This window comes from bacterium (assembly GCA_021372535.1).
GTDB lineage: Bacteria > Latescibacterota > Latescibacteria > Latescibacterales > Latescibacteraceae > JAFGMP01.
This window is the reverse complement of sequence record JAJFUH010000042.1, coordinates 22692-40420: the sequence shown is the minus strand read 5'-3', so window position 1 is coordinate 40420 and position 17729 is coordinate 22692. Positions and strand designations below refer to the sequence as shown.

General features: G+C 50.6%; 10 protein-coding genes. All 10 read left to right on the top strand.

Translation table 11 applies throughout. From position 1 onward, the window contains the following. The first annotated feature begins 330 nt into the window (after positions 1–330). The gene (locus tag LLG96_04465) at positions 331–3165 is read left to right on the top strand and encodes a DUF4861 domain-containing protein (GenBank protein ID MCE5249456.1); all 2835 of its coding nucleotides are present in this window, start codon (positions 331–333) and stop codon (positions 3163–3165) included. A gap of 313 nt (positions 3166–3478) precedes the next feature. After that, positions 3479–4708 carry a DUF4861 domain-containing protein gene (locus LLG96_04460; protein MCE5249455.1) on the top strand — a complete coding sequence of 410 codons (1230 nt, stop codon included), beginning with the start codon at positions 3479–3481 and terminating at the stop codon, positions 4706–4708. A gap of 180 nt (positions 4709–4888) precedes the next feature. Continuing rightward, positions 4889–6655, top strand: coding sequence for a hypothetical protein (locus LLG96_04455; GenBank protein ID MCE5249454.1), 1767 nt, complete (start codon positions 4889–4891; stop codon positions 6653–6655). A gap of 62 nt (positions 6656–6717) precedes the next feature. Continuing rightward, positions 6718–7788, top strand: a complete 1071-nt coding sequence (locus LLG96_04450; GenBank protein MCE5249453.1) for a DUF4434 domain-containing protein — start codon at positions 6718–6720, stop codon at positions 7786–7788. Further along, positions 7785–9020: a hypothetical protein gene (locus LLG96_04445; GenBank protein ID MCE5249452.1), complete on the top strand. Its 1236-nt coding sequence runs from the start codon at positions 7785–7787 to the stop codon at positions 9018–9020. The genes LLG96_04450 and LLG96_04445 overlap by 4 nt, the downstream gene beginning before the upstream one ends. Positions 9021–9136: 116 nt before the next feature. Further along, positions 9137–11986 (top strand): hypothetical protein, encoded by a 2850-nt coding sequence (locus LLG96_04440; GenBank protein MCE5249451.1) that lies wholly within the window; start codon positions 9137–9139, stop codon positions 11984–11986. Positions 11987–12687: 701 nt separating this feature from the next. Further along, positions 12688–13197 carry a DoxX family protein gene (locus LLG96_04435; protein MCE5249450.1) on the top strand — a complete coding sequence of 170 codons (510 nt, stop codon included), beginning with the start codon at positions 12688–12690 and terminating at the stop codon, positions 13195–13197. Positions 13198–13228: 31 nt separating this feature from the next. Further along, positions 13229–14917, top strand: coding sequence for a Gfo/Idh/MocA family oxidoreductase (locus tag LLG96_04430; protein MCE5249449.1), 1689 nt, complete (start codon positions 13229–13231; stop codon positions 14915–14917). Between the two features lie 115 nt (positions 14918–15032). Beyond that, a complete protein-coding gene (locus LLG96_04425) occupies positions 15033–16247 on the top strand; it encodes an MFS transporter (GenBank protein MCE5249448.1) in 1215 nt (404 codons plus the stop codon). Between the two features lie 214 nt (positions 16248–16461). Next, positions 16462–17715 carry a Gfo/Idh/MocA family oxidoreductase gene (locus tag LLG96_04420; protein ID MCE5249447.1) on the top strand — a complete coding sequence of 418 codons (1254 nt, stop codon included), beginning with the start codon at positions 16462–16464 and terminating at the stop codon, positions 17713–17715. The last annotated feature ends 14 nt before the right edge of the window (positions 17716–17729 follow it).

The following is a 17729-nucleotide window of genomic DNA, read 5'->3' as shown; positions in this document are numbered from 1 at the left end:
GGTGCACATATAGATTACACATATACAATACATATAATAATATTATTTGTCAAGTAAAAAATGTGTCGGCTGCTGATTATTTTTACCTCATTACGTGATAATAACTTGCACGTGCATCGTTTTCTATCTCTCTTCTTCCATTATCCGGAATAGTACTGTTATGGAGTAAAAATAGTATCGATGGTGTCGGATATGATACCGCTTATACCCGAAACACCGTGAAAATTTGCTGTGAGCCGAAATAAATTGTCCTTGATTCCCGCCGGGATGTACGTTAATCTATCACAATCAGTCGTTGGTTTCTCCCGATTGTTACAGGAGTTGCTGTCCGTGAAAAATTGCATGTTTATCACCATGCTTCTCATATCAGGGATGTTATCATCGGCATCGGCACAGACGAATAATGACCTGTTTGTCAGGATGGTTGGCCGTAAAGTTCTGATGGATGAGGCGATTTCCGCCCGGGTTCTCCGGGCCGGACCGGGGAGCAGAGTCACTGTGGATTCGGATGGGGACGGGAAAATCGATACCCTCTATATGATCGATACCGACGACCGTCACAAAAACGCCCGCGCACCCCTTCTCGTCAAGGTTGTCGATGAGGACGGCGATATGTTCGTGAATGGGGAAGGCGATCTTGACAGCGATCTCTATATCGCCGACTGGTACGGGGACGGTACCATCGATCGTGTCGTCGATTACATCGACCTCGACAACGATAACGATGTCGATGAACAGGTCCTCTATCAGTGGAGCGATATGGCTCACTTTCTGGCCCAGTCTCCGAGGAATTTCGACGGCAAGGCCTACTGCGCCGTCTGGGCGAAGGATTACGGCGACGACAACCGTCTGTGGTATGATATAAATTATGAGTACAGCCAGCCGACGACCCAGTGGCTGACCGATTTTAACGGCGATGAGATATTTGTGTATGCTTTTTTCTACGATTATGACAACAACAGGTTCATCCCCGGTTTCGAGAATCCCTTTGCGTTTTATGACCTCGACGGCGATTCGTATTCGGAGGAAGTGGTTCGTCTCGGCGCCGACGGGCTCACGGCAAAAACACTCAGGTACAGCATGGACATCGACAACGATTCCCGTGGAAGCAACCGTCACGACTATGATTTCTCCGTCTCAGCTTTCGGGCCGGTCGCCGTTCCATCGGACCGGTGCATGAAGCTCACGCTGCGCGGCATCGATACCGGCCAGTTCATTGGCTGGGATCATGTGCGTCGTGTGGCGAAAACGGGGAAATGGAAAAAAGTCCACTTCACCTGGGACGAGAACGATAACAATATCGATCCTGTCGAAGGCAGGCAGCATTACGAGCGATGGGAAGGAGTCATCAATTTTGGTAAGGATTACGATACACAGGTCGGCGGACCTTCCTGCGGCCCGTATAACAAGCGGAATGAAATAGATTTCGAAGGTTCCGGAGATTTCAGGTTCTACTATTCTCCCGTGGATCGCCGAATTCATCTTTACGGTGCTGACATCGGCTGGATAAAGGTCGATTACGATTATGACAACAGGCCTGACATGGTCATTTCAATGGAAGATAAAGACAAAGACGGCTTTTTCGATACATGGAAATATGATGTCGATGCCGACAGCACGTTCGACCGTGAATATAAAACAGCATTATATACTGCCGAACTCTATCCGCTCGATTACCAAATACTCCACGAACTGTACATGCCCACTCTGACCGGAGCGCTGAACGATAACCAGACGCTCATCGAAACCCTCAAGGCAGTTTTGGTGAAGGTCGGGAAGGATTTTACTCCAGACCCTGTTGAAACGTATTTCAATACGGAGTTGTCCGGTTACGGCGGGGAATTTCATCTCGGCGAAAAGATCAGGAACAGCATGGAGGGAACCCGTTATTACGGCGACCTTATCAGGGAACGTTACTGGCACCGCCTCTGCGAGTCACCGGTATCGCGGAATGCTGTTTTCCCGGAAATTAAGACCGCCTATGAGACGGGAGACTATTCACGTACGTCGCAACTGCTCGAAAAACAGGTGCTCGGTAAAGCTGTGTCGGCGTGGTACGGTTCATATACGAAGCGGTTTACAATCGAGCTGACCAATCCCGGCGAGCGCTATCTCGAAAACCATCCCTTTGTGCTCGGAATCGACGGGATCATTAAAGGCATCCCGGATTTCAACCCCTGCAATTACAGCATTGTCGAAACCGAACGCCGCATCGACTGGCGGCCGGTTCCTTCGCAGGCTGACGATATCGACGGCGATGGCAGGCCTGATGAACTCGTCTTCGTGCACTCGCTTCTGCCCTCTTCGACGACGAAACTGTATTGCTTCTATTCGCCGCCGGGAACAGCCGCAGTATCGTATCCCATGAAAACCGATACACACCGCGACTGGCTCGACCTCAAGGTCAACATCGGCTGGGAATCGAACTGGTGCGGATACCGTATGTATTATGGTCAGATCGATTTCTTCGGTAAACGCCGTGAGGGTCTGCGCCTTAAAAATACCGTGGAGAGTTATCACCGCATAAGTGACTGGGGTATGGATGTTCTCCATGTGGGTAAAAGCTCCGGCATCGGCGGCATCAGCATCTGGGAGGGCGAAACGCGCATCCCGGTGATGAATCCCGCGGGAGAGGGTGATGTCCGGATCGATCGGAAGATCATTTCGAGCGGCCCCGTCCGGTCGCTTGTCAGGGTCGATTTCACTAATGTCCGTTCACCAGGGGCGACCTATACGGTTTCCATGCTCATGTCGGCGTTTGCCGACAACCGTTTTTCACGGCAGGATATCATGGTTACATCGACTGCCGGCGATTCTGTCGTTTACAGCCCCGGCCTGCAGAAACTCCCGAACGATACCTGGGTAATTGATTCGGGCACGGGGGTTCTGGCGAGCTGGGGACTTTCGGACCATGAGATAGGAGATATCGGTCTTGGTCTCATGTTTGATCCGGAAGAGTATGCAGGCTATGCCGAATCCGGTCTCGACCGTTATGTGAAGCTCAGAATCCCTGCGGGTATGCGCTGTACACATTGGATTATCGGCGGTTGGCGCAAGGGGTTTCCGAGCCCGGTTGCACCATCGCCGAAAGACTGGGCGCGGGAGGTCGAGGAACTCGGTTTCGGACTCCGTGCGCCTGTGCATGTGGGCTACAAGATTGAATAACACAGTATAAAAATCGGATATTCACACAGCGCCCGTATATATATGAAAAGAATAAATTACTCTCACCACGGAGAACACGGAGAAAAACTATTATGTATTTACATATTTTCGTCCTTCGTTTTGACCTTCTATGGGTATGAAGTTTATTCATTTTATTATTTCACCAACAAGACACGGAGTAGGGGTAATTCATAAATTACTCCTACAATATTACATCGAACAGGTAGGAAAAAAATCCGCGAAAATCCGTCCAATCCGCGAAAATCCGCGTTCCATTCAATTTTTGTGAGCAGGCCGGAAGAGGAGGAATACCATGGTTTTATGTCTGATACCGCCTGAAGTTCAACTTTTCGGGGCAGCGGCATTGTGTATGGGGCTGATCACAATTGTGGGGGCAGTTTTTTCCGGCTTTTCACAGGAGCTCGATGATCCGCCGGTACAATTCGGAAGGAAAATCAAGCTCCATATTTCAAATTCTCTGGATATATCCCGCCATCAGGAGCCGGTCATAATTCCCGTGCAGTCGATTTTAAAAAAAGCGCCCGATTTCAACCGAAAATTTTTCAGGGTCAAACATCCGGCGACACGGTTTGAGCCGCTCGATATACCGTCGCAGATACGTTCGGTGCCCGGAACGGTTGTCGGCGGTGAAGAACTCGTTTTTCAGGTCGATCTCGATCCCCATGAACGAAAAACGGTAGAACTTCAGTATAATCCGGAAGGAAATGATCTCCCCGATTATCCGATCAGAACCCGGTCGTTCGAATCATGGTATCGTGACGGCTCGAACAGCGCATGGGAAAACGAGATCATTGCTTACCGTTATTATTACGGTATGGTCGATTATTTCGGTAAGAGCTACCCGGTTCTCAGTCTGGACGGGCTCAGGTCGGATTCCTATCATCATGAGCGGCTCTGGGGACAGGACCCGTATGCGGTTGGCAAGACCCCGGGACTTGGCGGCATCTCGCTTGTCAGGGGTGACAATATTGTAAAATGCTACGGGTATCCCGATGATGCGCCGTCCAATACGTATGAGTACAGGGCGTTTGGGGGAGGCCCGGTTTGTGCTGGAGTTGTGCTTCGGACCGTAGATAAAACAACCGGTGATTTTCTGATTGAGGCGGCTACTTCCCTGTATCATGGACGATATGAGAACCATGTCACTGCCGCTCCCTCAACGGCTCATTCAGATAAAGGATGGTTTGTCGCGCCGGGGATGAAGAAGTTCGATGACGAGCATGTGACGGTCGATGAGGACGGCGGTTTCATGTTCGCATGGGGAATACCGGTCGGGGAGTACGGCACCATCGGAACGGCGTTCATCTGGAATCCTCTGCAATCTGGAGGTATTCATGAGACAACTGATGCCCGGCTCGTAAAACTGGAGCCTTCGGACAACGGAACCGTATCGTATTGTACGTTGGCCGTATGGTACCGGGCGAGCGCGGAACAGCCTGCGGATCAGGATGCATTTTCCGCCATGGTTGGCAATCTGGCGTTCGGATTCAGCAAACCGGTGATGGTTGAAATTGATGTCTGATCGTGGTACATACGAGAACTAATAAAAATTATTGCATTTTTAAAAAATTCAAAAATATGGTTTATAATTAAATCCGCGTAACTCCCTGTTCCATAGATTATTATGGATAATAGTGGATGATATAAGTTATATGTTCAGCCGGAACGGTTTTCAACATATGAAGAATTTAAGGGAGGATCAATGCAGGAAACTCATACGCTTCATCCGCTCGATTACCTGGTCGTATTGAGCTATTTCGCCATCGTCATCTATGTTGGGATGTCATTCAAGAAGTACATCAGGCAGGCGAAGGATTATTTTGCCGCCGGCGCCGCGGTGCCGTGGTGGCTTGCCGGAATATCGCTCTGGATGGCATCCTTCAGCGCCATGACATTTGTGATATATTCGCAGCTCGCCTATAAATACGGCTTCGTATCGGTCAGTCTCTGCTGGGTGGTTATACCCGCCATGATTGTGGCGGCGGTATTCCTCTCTTCACGGTGGCGGCGGGCGCGTGTTATGACCCCGCTCGGCTTCATGGAACAGAGGTATAACAGGACAGTCCATCAGATATTTGTATGGACCGGGATTCCGCTCCGTATGATCGACAATTCCATCCGTGTTCTGTCGACTGCTATTTTTCTGACTGTCGCCATCGGGCAGAGCTGGTTTACGCTTGAGGTATGTATAGGGGTTGTCGGCATCATCATGATACTGTACACCATTCTCGGCGGGCAGTGGGCAGTTTTGATCACCGATTTCTTCCAGTTTTTCATTCTCTGTCTCGCTGTATTCATTCTTTTTCCTCTCTCGCTCATTGCTGTCGGCGGATTCGGAGGACTCGTTTCCCATGTTCCCGAGAGTTTTTTCCATTTTCTCTCACCGCCGTACGGTGTGTTCGACTGGGTGATGTTCGCGGTCATGATAACGCTGTCGTATAACGCGACATGGGGGCTCGTGCAGAAATACAACTGTGTCGCCACAGAGGCTGATGCCCGTAAAGTCGCCATTCTCATGGGTGCACTGAGTTTTGTCGGCCCCCTGATCTTTTTTGTTCCGGCGATGGCGGGAAGGATTCTCCTTCCCGAGCTGATGGACAAGCCCGGCGGGAGCGCCGAAGTTTATGTTGCCGTTGCGCTCCGTGTACTCCCCACGGGGATCATGGGTCTCCTTGTAGCAGGGATGTTCAGCGCGACATTGTCCACCCTCGGCAATGATTATAATGTCCTGTCGGGTGTGCTGACCAAGGACTTTTATGGCAAGGTTATCCGTCCCGATGCCGATGAGGTCAGTCTCATTAAATGGGGCAGAATAAACACAGCCATCATCGGTCTTATAACCATAGTGTTTGCCATCGGTATCAATTATGTCAAGGGCTTCAACCTCTATGACATCATGGTCAAAGCGTTCGGTGCGCTCGGCCCCGCCATCATGCTTCCCCTGATCGGCGGCCTGTTTCTCAAGCGGATCAATGCCCGCGGCGCCATGACCGGAGTTCTCGCCGGAACTCTCTCCGGTGTCGGGCTTGTGGTGATCAATACCATCCTCCTGGGAATATACAAGAATGCAATCGATACCAATCCAGTACTTTCATACTGGCTCAAGCAGGGTTTCAATTCGATGTCGATCGGCGTCAATATATTTGTCACATATCTCGGAATGTGGGCGGGTACACGGTTTTCGCGGACACCTGAAGACGAAAAGGCCCGGGTGGCCGAGTTCTTTAAAGTTATGGATGTGCCCACCGAACCGAAGGTCGAGAAGGCAGGAAAAGTGAAATCCCCATTCTCAATCGTTAGCATCGCGATTATTCTCATGGCTGTTGTCCTGCTTGCCACCGGGCTGATAATGCAGTTCATGGCTGGCGACCGGAAAGCATTGGTTTTCAATCTGATTGCGGCCGGGATACTGTTTCTTATCGGTATCATCATGTGGATTCGGACACGATCGTCCGTATCCGATTCATAAGCGTTTTTTTAGATGAAATACCTGTTCTTACCATGATTGGATGAATGGAGGTATGTTTGAGCATGGATATATGGACAAGACGGGCGTTTCTCGGTGCTCTTGCTGGTTCGGCGACAATGGCGGCTTCTGCCGGGGCGGAAGCCGGTAACGGTTCGGGCATCGTGAAAATCAAGCCGATACAGGGGAGCTGGTTCGAATTCCAGCACCATAACCAGCCCGAAGGTAAGTACTGGAATCCCGCCTGCGCCGCATTCTCCTGCTCGCAGTGGGATGCGAAGGTTAAGGAAATTGCCGATATTGGCATGGAGTACCTCGTGCTCATGAACACCGCGCTCTATTTCAAGGCTTTCTATACGACCGGGATATTCCCGAAGTTCGAGATAGCGTGCGATGACCCCATCGAAGCGGTTCTTACTGCCGCCGACAGGTATGGTGTGAAATTTTTCATCGGCGGAGGATTCTTCGGCCAGTGGGACAGCCCCGGAATCATCGATGATCCCGATGCGACACAAAAACGGCTCCGTGCCATCGGCGAGCTTGCCGGGCTGTTTGGTCATCACAAAAGCTTTTACGGCTGGTACTGGCCCAATGAAGCGGCGATTACCCCCTATTTCCATGAAAAATTCATAACCTACGTCAACGACTGCTCGAAAGAAGCCCGCAAACATATGCCGAACGCCCGTACGCTCATAGCTCCGTACGGCACGCGCATCGCGAAGCCGGACGACCGTTTCGTCCGGCAGCTCGAAATGCTCGATGTCGATATAATCGCCTACCAGGACGAGATCGGCGTCCGGAAGACGAAAGTCGAGGAGAGTGCACGGTTCTTCGAGGGTCTCCGCAGAGCCCATGACCGTGTGCCGCGTATAAAAATATGGGCCGATGTGGAAATCTTCGAGTTCGAGGGCGAGGTATACCGGAGTCCGCTTATTCCGGCGTCTTTTGCGCGGGTGAATAAGCAGCTCGAGGCGGTATCTCCGTATGTCGACATTATTCTTGTCTACCAGTACCAGGGTATGATGAACAAGCCGGATTCACCGGCTTTCGCCGGTCATAAGGATTCGGCCGTTCTGTACGCCGATTATGTCGCATGGCTGAAAAAAACGTATCCCGGTATGGTGAGAAACTTATGAAAAGTCGTGCTCTGCTCGCGCTGCTTTGTGCTTCAGCTGCTTGTGCCGTGTTTTTCATTATGATACCTTCAGGTTCGGGGCTCGATAATAAACCTCGGAAACAGACAGATATAAAACGTCTGTTTACCATCACCTGGAGAAAAGGACCGAACCTGCCGCAGGGTTTTCAGGACAGTGATGGCGGTATTATCGATGGTATACTGATCACTGTGGGTGGATTTTGCAGCGGAGAAAAAGCCCCTGATAAACCCGGAGTGTATCCTCGCGGTTTCCTGAAAAAAGTCTGGGGGCTCGATCTCGGCAATCCGGATTCGGGCTGGATGGAACTACCGGAGTTCCCGGGCGCTGCGAGACAAGAGCTCTTTTCGATTGTGATTGACCGTGAACTGTACTGCTGGGGTGGTTTCAGCTACGACCCTCCGTTTACGTATGATGATGGTTTCAAACTGTCGAGAGCTTCGGGATCATGGAAATGGATACCTCTGCCTTCTCTGCCGTATCCGCTGGCATCAAGCGGAATATGTGCTGTCGGGTCGAAAATTTATATTTTCGGCGGGGCTGACTACGATGCACAGCAATTTTATACTCATTCCGACCGTTCACATGGAAATACCCGTTTGGGTGCGCATCTGCTTATGATCGATACGAAAAACCTCGAAGATGGATGGCAGGTGTTGCCGGACTGTCCCGGAACACCGAGATGGATTCCCGCTGCAGCTTCGGCTGGAGGTAAGATTTATATCCTTGGCGGGGCGACAGGTAATGATAGCCCGAACAAGGCATACAACACTGTTGTCGATAACTGGATGTATAATCCCCGGATTGGCTCATGGGAACGATTACCTGATTTACTGATTTCGAGCGGCAATTTCCCCGCAGGACAGATTGTCTATGAGGATCGTTTCATATTTCTTGTGGGAGGTTATCAGTATCCGATGATTGAACAACCTGATGGTTCGTGCAGGGAGGCTTATGGAACACCTTATAGATACTATCCCGAAAAGGACTATTTCAGCGATGTGTTTGTCTTCGACACCCATCTCAACATCTTCGGAACCGCAAGCCCTATACCGCTCAATAACAACCTTCCCATGGTGGTATTATATGGAGACCGTCTCCACCTCATCGGCGGTGAAACAGGCGGAGCCACGGTTGAGGGTGAATATTACGGGCACCATCCCGATCTCTATCTGACAGGTTCTATAACACCCATTATTGCCGAACAACAGTGAAATAAAACACCTGGGTTGTTGCACATGGATTTCTCGATGTAAATTCATTATACTGAAATGAGAGTGATAAAAATCTTTTTTGGTAGCTTGATATAATAATAACGGGGATTCAGGAGATGATACAGAGAAACAACCGCGGTGGATCGGGCCGAATGATTCATGCCGGTATGGCTGTTCTTATCGTTCCGATTCTGCTGATCGTCTTATCGTGCGGATCGAAACAGAAAAGTCTGTCCGCATTCAAGTGGCCCGATGTGAGCAGGGAATGCAAACCCTGGACATACTGGTGGTGGATGGGAAGCGCGGTCGATAAATCCAGTCTTACGAAAAACCTCGAAGACTACAACAAAGCGGGTATCGGCGGAGTGCATATAATTCCTATCTATGGAGTGAAAGGGTATGAGAATCACTTCATTCCCTACCTGAGTCAGGAATGGATGGAGATGCTCGCGTTCACGTCTCAGGAAGCGGCCCGTCTCGGTATGGGAGTCGATATGACGACCGGAACGGGATGGCCGTACGGCGGCCCGAATGTCGACCCCGGAAATGCCTCATCGAAGGTACGGTTCGAGACATTTACCCTTCTTGAGGGCGGAAATCGCTTCACACATACCTTCGCGATGAACGGTTTCATGGCGCTCATGGCGTTTCCGAAGGAAGGGACAGCCCTCGATCTCACCGACAAAGTCGACCGTGGAACGGGGAATATTGACTGGGAAGCCCCTTCCGGCAATTCCTGGAGTCTCTATGCGGTTTTTCAGGAGGGTACCGGGCAGCAGGTCAAACGCGCCGCGCCGGGCGGCGAGGGCAATGTCATCGATTACTTTTCAGCCGTTTCGCTCAAAAATTATCTCGCCCGGTTTGACAGCGCCTTTGCCCGGTACGGGAAAACCATCCCTCTGCGGGCTTTTTACAATGATTCATACGAGGTTTACGGTAGCAACTGGACGGACGATCTCTTCCGAGAATTTATCCGGCTCCGGGCATATGATCTCCGGATGTTTCTGCCCGAGCTTACCGGAAAAGGGCAGAATGATATAGTCGCCCGTGTCAGGCACGATTACAACGAAACCGTCTCCGATCTTTTGCTCACACAGTTCACCGTTCCATGGGTGATGTGGTCGCATGACAAAGGATGTTTTACGCGCGACCAGGCCCACGGCTCTCCGGGGAATCTTCTCGATCTTTACGCCGCCGCAGACATCCCCGAAACGGAGGCGTTCGGTACGAGCGGATTTCCCATTCCGGGCCTCAGGATCGATCCCGATATGCCGGAGCATTTCGGGAAACCCGATATTCTTGTGGAGAAATTCGCTTCCTCGGCTGCTCATGTCACGGGGAAACAGCTCGTATCATCCGAATCGTGCACCTGGCTTGGTGAGCACTTCAAGGTTGCGCTGTCACAGGTCAAACCGGAAATCGACGCCCTTTTTGTCGCAGGGATCAACCACGTATTCTTCCATGGGATAGCATATTCGCCGAAAGATACTCCCTGGCCGGGATGGTTGTTCTATGCCTCGACGAATTTCGGCCAGTCCAATACATTCTGGCGTGATTTCCCCGAACTGAACGCCTATATCGCGCGCTGCCAGTCGTTCCTCCAGAACGGTCTGCCCGCTCATGATGTCCTCCTGTACTGGCCGATTCATGATGTATGGCGCACGGGAGCGGACGAGGATATGCTTCACCACTTCCAGGTTCACAATGCAAACCAGTGGTTCTACGGTACCCCGTTTCATGATGCCGCGCAAACCATGTGGGACAGGGGTTTTACGTTCGATTATATTTCGGACCGCCAGATTGCCGTTTTGAAATATTCATCCGGGGAGATCAGAACAGGGGCTGATGCCTGTAAAGTGCTCATTGTTCCAGGATGCGGGTATATGCCGGGTGAAACGCTGGAAAAGCTTGTGAATCTTGCACGGAGCGGTGCGATCATTATTGTCACCGGGTCGCTTCCGGAAGATGTTCCCGGTCTGGCGAATCTCAGGGAAGGCCGTCAGAAGATACATGCATCGCTGGACGAGATCAGGCGGAAAACCGCTGAGCGCGACGGAATAAAGGTGTCGCCGGTCGGAAAGGGCGCATTTCTTGTCGGGAGCGACCTCGAAAGAATGCTGACAATGGCCGGAGTGAGCCGTGAACCGGTCGTCGATAAGGGTATCGAATTCGTGCGGCGGACATACGGAAGCGGATATCATTATTTTATGACCAATCTCGGCGAAAAGACTGTCGATGGATGGGTGCCGCTCGGTGTGAAGGCGGCTTCCGCAGTTATCTTTGATCCGCTCTCGGCCCATAACGGCTCTGCGGAAATCCGTAAAGGTAATAACGGTGAAACACAGGTATATCTTCATCTTGAGCCCGGACAGTCGCTCATTCTGCGGACGGTCTCTTCCGGTAAAATCGGTGGCCCGAAATGGGAATATCGTGAGCCTGACGGGGATTCGGTCGGGATACAGGGACCATGGGAGATCACTTTTGTGGACGGCGGCCCGAAGCTTCCGCAGAAAGTCAGGACGGACAGTCTGGTTTCCTGGACTGAACTCAGGGACACTGATGCCCGAAACTTCGGAGGAACCGCCCGGTATACGGTCACATTCCGGAATCCGGCCCTGAAAGCGGATGACTGGATGCTCGATCTGGGCCGTGTCTGCGAAAGCGCCCGTGTCCGGCTGAACGGGGAAGATAAAGGGTGCGTATGGTGTTTTCCTTATACTCTGAGTTTGGGCTCATCTATCAGAGATGGCGACAATATCCTCGAAATAGAGGTAACCAATCTCGGCGCGAACCGTATTGCGGATATGGATCGCCGCGGGGTGCCATGGAAAATCTTTTACGATATCAATTTCGTCAATATCAAGTACGAGGAGTTTAATGCCTCTGTCTGGCTGCCTGTGGATTCCGGTCTCATTGGGCCGGTCAGGCTGCAGCCGGTGAAGTACCGTTTCGCCGAAAAGAAGTGATTGAGGCGGAAATAAAATGATGACGGTATATGCTCCTTTATCTGGAAACACTCCGAAAGCCGCGCTGAAATATATAGCATTTAAACCATACAAGCCGGCGCGCAAAGGAAAGTATCACATTAAATGTGTTCTGAAAGAATGGTTGATTGTCCGCCAGCAATACTTGATTGGTGAACCCCCAAAATCCACGATGAATTGTATTGTAATACATTGATTATAAATAGAATATAGACCATCAAGGCCTGTGTATTTAAACCCCGTTGAAAAGCCCCACGGTCACAACCGGTTTTCGGAAAAAGAGTGGGTGCTTTTCGAGCGAGCCAAAGGCTCGTGAGTTCACACATTCCCGAAAAACGGGCAGTGAACGGGGAAACAGGCTTTTTACGAGGTGCCTTTTCCCTGGTTACTTCCTTTGGGTATGCAAAGGAAGTAACATATGAAAAATGTGTTCTGAAAAGAATGGTTGATTGCCGGTCAGCAGTACTTGATAGTTGACAAACGAATCATTCCTTCCTATTTTTCTATTCTATTGTATGTTTTCATGCACATTCACAATGATTCGGTATTTCCTGATACATTAGCCTGTACCATATTGTTTCATGATATGGCTGTAACTGTATAATTATGAGTATGTTATTGTTTCCCTCGCATCAAACGTCGGGAAAGACTTAACCATTTTATTTCTTGAAAGGCGTTCAACAATGGAGAAATCACAACCTGTCAGACCGGTAAATTCTTATCCGTACAGTTTACTGCAGTTGTCCTCGCTGGTGATTTTACGGCTTCTTATCGGCTGGCATTTTCTGTATGAGGGATTTGCGAAAGTATTTAATCAGAACTGGTCGGCGGCGCCGTTCCTTTTGGAATCGAAAGGCCTGTTTTCACCCTTTTTTGTCTCGATGGCTCAGAATCCCCAGATTCTGGCAATGGTCAACTTGTCGAACAAGCTCGGGCTTATTGCGATCGGTCTCGGGCTGATGACCGGCACGCTTACCCGTCTGGCAAGCCTTTTCGGCATTCTTCTTATCATGCTCTACTATTTTGCCACACCACCCTTTATCGGGTATACCTATTCGGTGCCTGTTGAAGGCAGCTATATGATTGTCAATAAAAATCTTATCGAAGCATGGGCGCTGCTTGTCCTGATAGTATTCCCGACAGGGAAAATGATCGGGCTCGACAGATTGCTCTTCCCTAAAAAAAGCATATGAATTCTCTTTTACTATATCGGAGGTGATACGAATGGAACAGGATGTACATAACGATAATGAGCAGGTGCGGCAGGAACCTGAAAAAAAACGGTATTTCGACCGGCGGGATGTCCTGAAGGGTCTGGCGACATTACCCATCGTGGGACTGTTTTTTGCCAAGCTCTATAAAAAATGGTACATGGTCAAAACGGAAGACACCAAGAGCAAGCAGTTTCTTGCCGAGCTCGGATTGAGTGATGAAGCCCCATCGATACTGCCTTCCGGATCGCTCAAGAATTCCAACCAGACATTGAGGCTCGGCATCATCGGCTGCGGAAGCCGCGGGGAATACCTGCTGAGAGCGGCCGGATTTGCTCATCCGAGCTGGGTTGAGAGCATGAAACAGGCTATGGTAGAAAATAAAAACGACTTCCGGCTTAAGGATTTCATCGACCAGGATGATCTCAATATCGTCTTCAATGGTATCTGCGATGTTTTTGATATCAGGGCGGATGCGGCGCTTGAAACCGTTAAGACAGGCTCGAACAAGGGGAAAGAGAACAAGGGAGCGAAGCGGTTCCGCCGGTACAAAGACATGCTCGAAAGCGATGAAATCGATGCGGTCATCGTCGCCACTCCCGAGCACTGGCACGCCCAGATTGCTATCGATGCTGCACAGGCGGGGAAACATGTCTACCTCGAAAAACCCCTGTGTCTTTCCATTCCGCAGGCATATGATGTCGTAGCCGCGGTCAGGGAGAGCGGTATCAAGTTCCAGCTCGGACACCAGAGCCGTCAGACCGATGCCTATATGATGGCGCATGAGGTTGTAAAGAAAGGCGTTCTCGGGAAAATAACCCTTGTTACCCTCTCGACGAACCGTAACGATCCGAACGGCGCATGGGTTTACAGCATTCATCCCGAAGCGAGCCCCATGAATATCGACTGGCGTCAGTTCATCGGCAGTTCGCGCCGTATGCCCTTCAATATGGAGCGTTTTTTCAGGTGGAGATTATGGTATGATTACGGGACCGGTCTTTCGGGCGATCTTTTTACCCATGAATTCGATGCAATGAATATGATTATCGACCTCGGGATACCGAAAAACGCGGTTGCGACCGGTGGCGTGTATTTTTACAAGGATGGCCGTGAAGTCCCCGATGTCTACCAGGCGAACTACGAATATCCCGACAAGGATCTGACCCTCGTATATTCGGCGACCCTGTCCAGCAACGCCAAAAGAGGCAAGCTCATCATGGGCAATGATGCCACCATGGACCTCGGACAGCTCCATGCAAGCGCCCTTGCGGTCACCGCCGATTCGGGCTCGACACGGTTCCGTGAGAAGATCGATCAGGGTCTCATTGACCCGGAAATACCGATGTTTTCATACACCCCGGGTTCCAAGGGTTTCGACGCGGTAACAACCGCCACCGAGAAATATTTTGCCGGCAGGGGGCTCCTCTATACCTACCGTGAGGGGAAACGGGTTGACACGACCCATCTTCACATTCGTGAATGGCTCGATGCAATCCGTACCGGCGGCGATACGAGCTGCAATATCGACCGGGGATTCGAGGAAGCGATTACCGCCCATATGGGAACTCTTTCGTATAAGATCGGCAGAAAAGTCGAATGGGATTTCGAAAACAACAGGGTTAAAGACCTGACACCCCCGAATGACTGGACCGACGAGGAAATACAGCGCTGTATTGCGAGTATCGGCAAGAACACGATATAACACATTGTGATGCACAATGATATCGTACTCTTTTTATTATAAAGGGCCGTGACGGGAGAGCATGGTGGTTTTGTTTTCGGGTCGTTAATCTTGTCGCAAACCGCAAGGGGGGATTGTGAGCGCAAAATTCCGTCTCAGTTTCATGATGTTTTTGCAGTATGCCGTCTGGGGATCGTGGTATCCGGGATTGTCCGAGTATTTGATTAATACCCTCGGTTTTACAGGTGCGCAGGTCGGAGCGATTTATGCCACGTTGCCGTTTGCGACGGCAATTGCACCGTTTATCGGGGGGCAGTTCGCCGACCGTTATTTTGCAACACAGTATGTTATTGCGTTTCTTCACCTTGCTGGCGGCGCCTTCCTGATTTTTGTTTCGCGTGTTACCGATTACACAACCATGATGTGGTTGATGTTTCTCTACTGCATGCTGTTTGCTCCGACGCTCGCGTTGACCAATTCCATTGCCCTTGTCAATCTGGATAATCCCGAGAAAGACTTCGGCCGGATACGGGTATGGGGAACTCTGGGCTGGATAGCCGCCGGGATTGGTCTGTCGGCATGGCGTATCGGCGCAAACAAGATTTTGGGAGCTTCGGTCGCAGGCGACACTCTGCTGATGGCGGGGGTACTTTCCTTTGTCATGGGTTTGCAGGCATTAACGCTTCCTCATACGCCGCCGAAAAAAGAGGCATCGAATCCCTGGGCGTTCGTGGAGTCTTTTAAAATGCTCAAGGATAAGAATTTCGCCATTCTGATTGTCATTGCGTTCATTGTCAGCACAGAACTCATGTTTTACTATGTTCTTACCGGGCCGTTCCTTGTATCGGATCGTATAGGCGTTTCCACATCGAACATGACTACGGTCATGGTGATTGCCCAGCTTGCCGAGATTTTCGTCATGGCGTTTGCGCTGCCGTATTTCATGCCCAAATACGGTATCCGTAAAACAATGGTGTTTGGCATTCTTGCCTGGCCGGTCCGGTATATCATTTTTGCCATAGGATATCCGGCCTGGCTTGTTATCGCATCGCTGGCGCTCCATGGTTTCTGTTATGTGTTTTTTTTCACCGCCATTCAGGTGTATGTTGACAAGGTGGCTCCTCCGGATACCAGGGCATCCGCACAGAGTTTCATTGCAATCGTGACACTCGGGCTCGGGAATTTCCTCGGCAGCCTCTTCACCGGATGGATACGGGATTACTTTACTGCGGATAATGTAACGAACTGGACAGGAGTGTTTCTTGTGCCGACAGTGCTGACCATTATCTGCGCGTTTGCTTTGATTGTATTCTTCAAAGATGACAACAAACAGTCCGCAGTGACTCAGTGATGTATTTCAGCCGGTATGCCGTATAAAAGTATTGTAGCATCAGGTGGATAAGACTTTTCCTTTTGTAGCTGCAGGCATGAAAAGAAGATTCGAATAACCGTGATCGACGATAGTGAGAGGAATACGGGATTGTTTCCGGTGTCGATCGGAAGAGTGTGGGTTTATTACAAGTAATTGCGAGTAAATGGCATCATTCAAGGAAGCGAGGTTACAGATGGCAAAGAAAAGACTGGGAGTAGGATTGATCGGAGCAGGATTTATCGGCAAATTCCATATCAAGTCATGGGTTGGTGTCCGTAATGCGGATATTCTCGGAATCGTTGATAAAAAATCAGAACTATCCAAAGAAGCTGCCGCCCTCTGTAAAAAGCTCGATGTCGGTGAACCGAAGGTGTTCAAATCCATCGCCGATATGGTAGCCGATCCTTCAATAGATGCCGTATGGATTTGCGCCCCGAATTTCACCCGTATCGATGTCATGGAAGAGATCGTTGGAACTATCGAGTCCGGCAAGGGCAAACTGATCGGTGTATGCTGCGAAAAGCCGCTCGGCAGAAACGTTGCGGAGGCGAAAAAACTACAGGCGCTCGTGAAACGTGTCAATCTCCTCGATGGATATCTCGAGGATCAGATATTTTCCGTTTCGACAGTCCGCGGAAAAAACATCCTCTGGGGAAGAGGAGCCGCGGTTGCCGGCAGACCGTACCTCGCGCGCGCTGCGGAAGAACACAGCGGACCGCACATGCCGTGGTTCTGGGATGGCGTTCTCCAGGGCGGCGGCGTGCTCAACGACATGATGTGTCATTCGGTTGAGACCGCGCGCTTTCTGCTCACCCCTCCCGGCGCTCCCCGCAATGTCATCAGGCCAAAGAAAGTCACAGCCTATACAAACTGCCTCAAATGGCAGCTTCCGAAATACGCGAAGAAGCTTTCGGAATACAGTAAAGGGAAACTCGATTATCTGAAGAAACCGGCGGAAGATTTTGCCCGGTCGCTCGTGGAATACGAGGATGAAAAGGGAAATCCGATTGTTGTCGAAACGACGACCTCGTGGAGCTATGTGGGTGCGGGTCTCAGGCTCGCCATGGAAGTGCTCGGTCCCGAGTATTCCATGAGCATCAATTCTCTCGATACCGATCTGAAAATTTTCATGAGCCGCGAAGTCAAGGGACAGGCCGGGGAAGACCTCGTTGAAAAGCAGAATGCCGAAATCGGCCTCATGCCGATTGTAAGCGATGAGGAAGGTGCATACGGCTATACGGGCGAAAACCGTCACATGGTCCAGAGCTTCCTCGCCGGGAAACGGCCCGATGAAAATTTCGATGATGGCGTCGAGGTAACCGAGCTCCTCATGACCGCGTACAGAAGCGCGGAAGCGGAAAAAACCATTGAGTTTCCGTGGAAGGGTCTCGATAAGTACATTCCGCCGGTTGCACGGGGCGAGTGGAATCCCAGAAAATCGAAGTAATCGGCATCGGACAT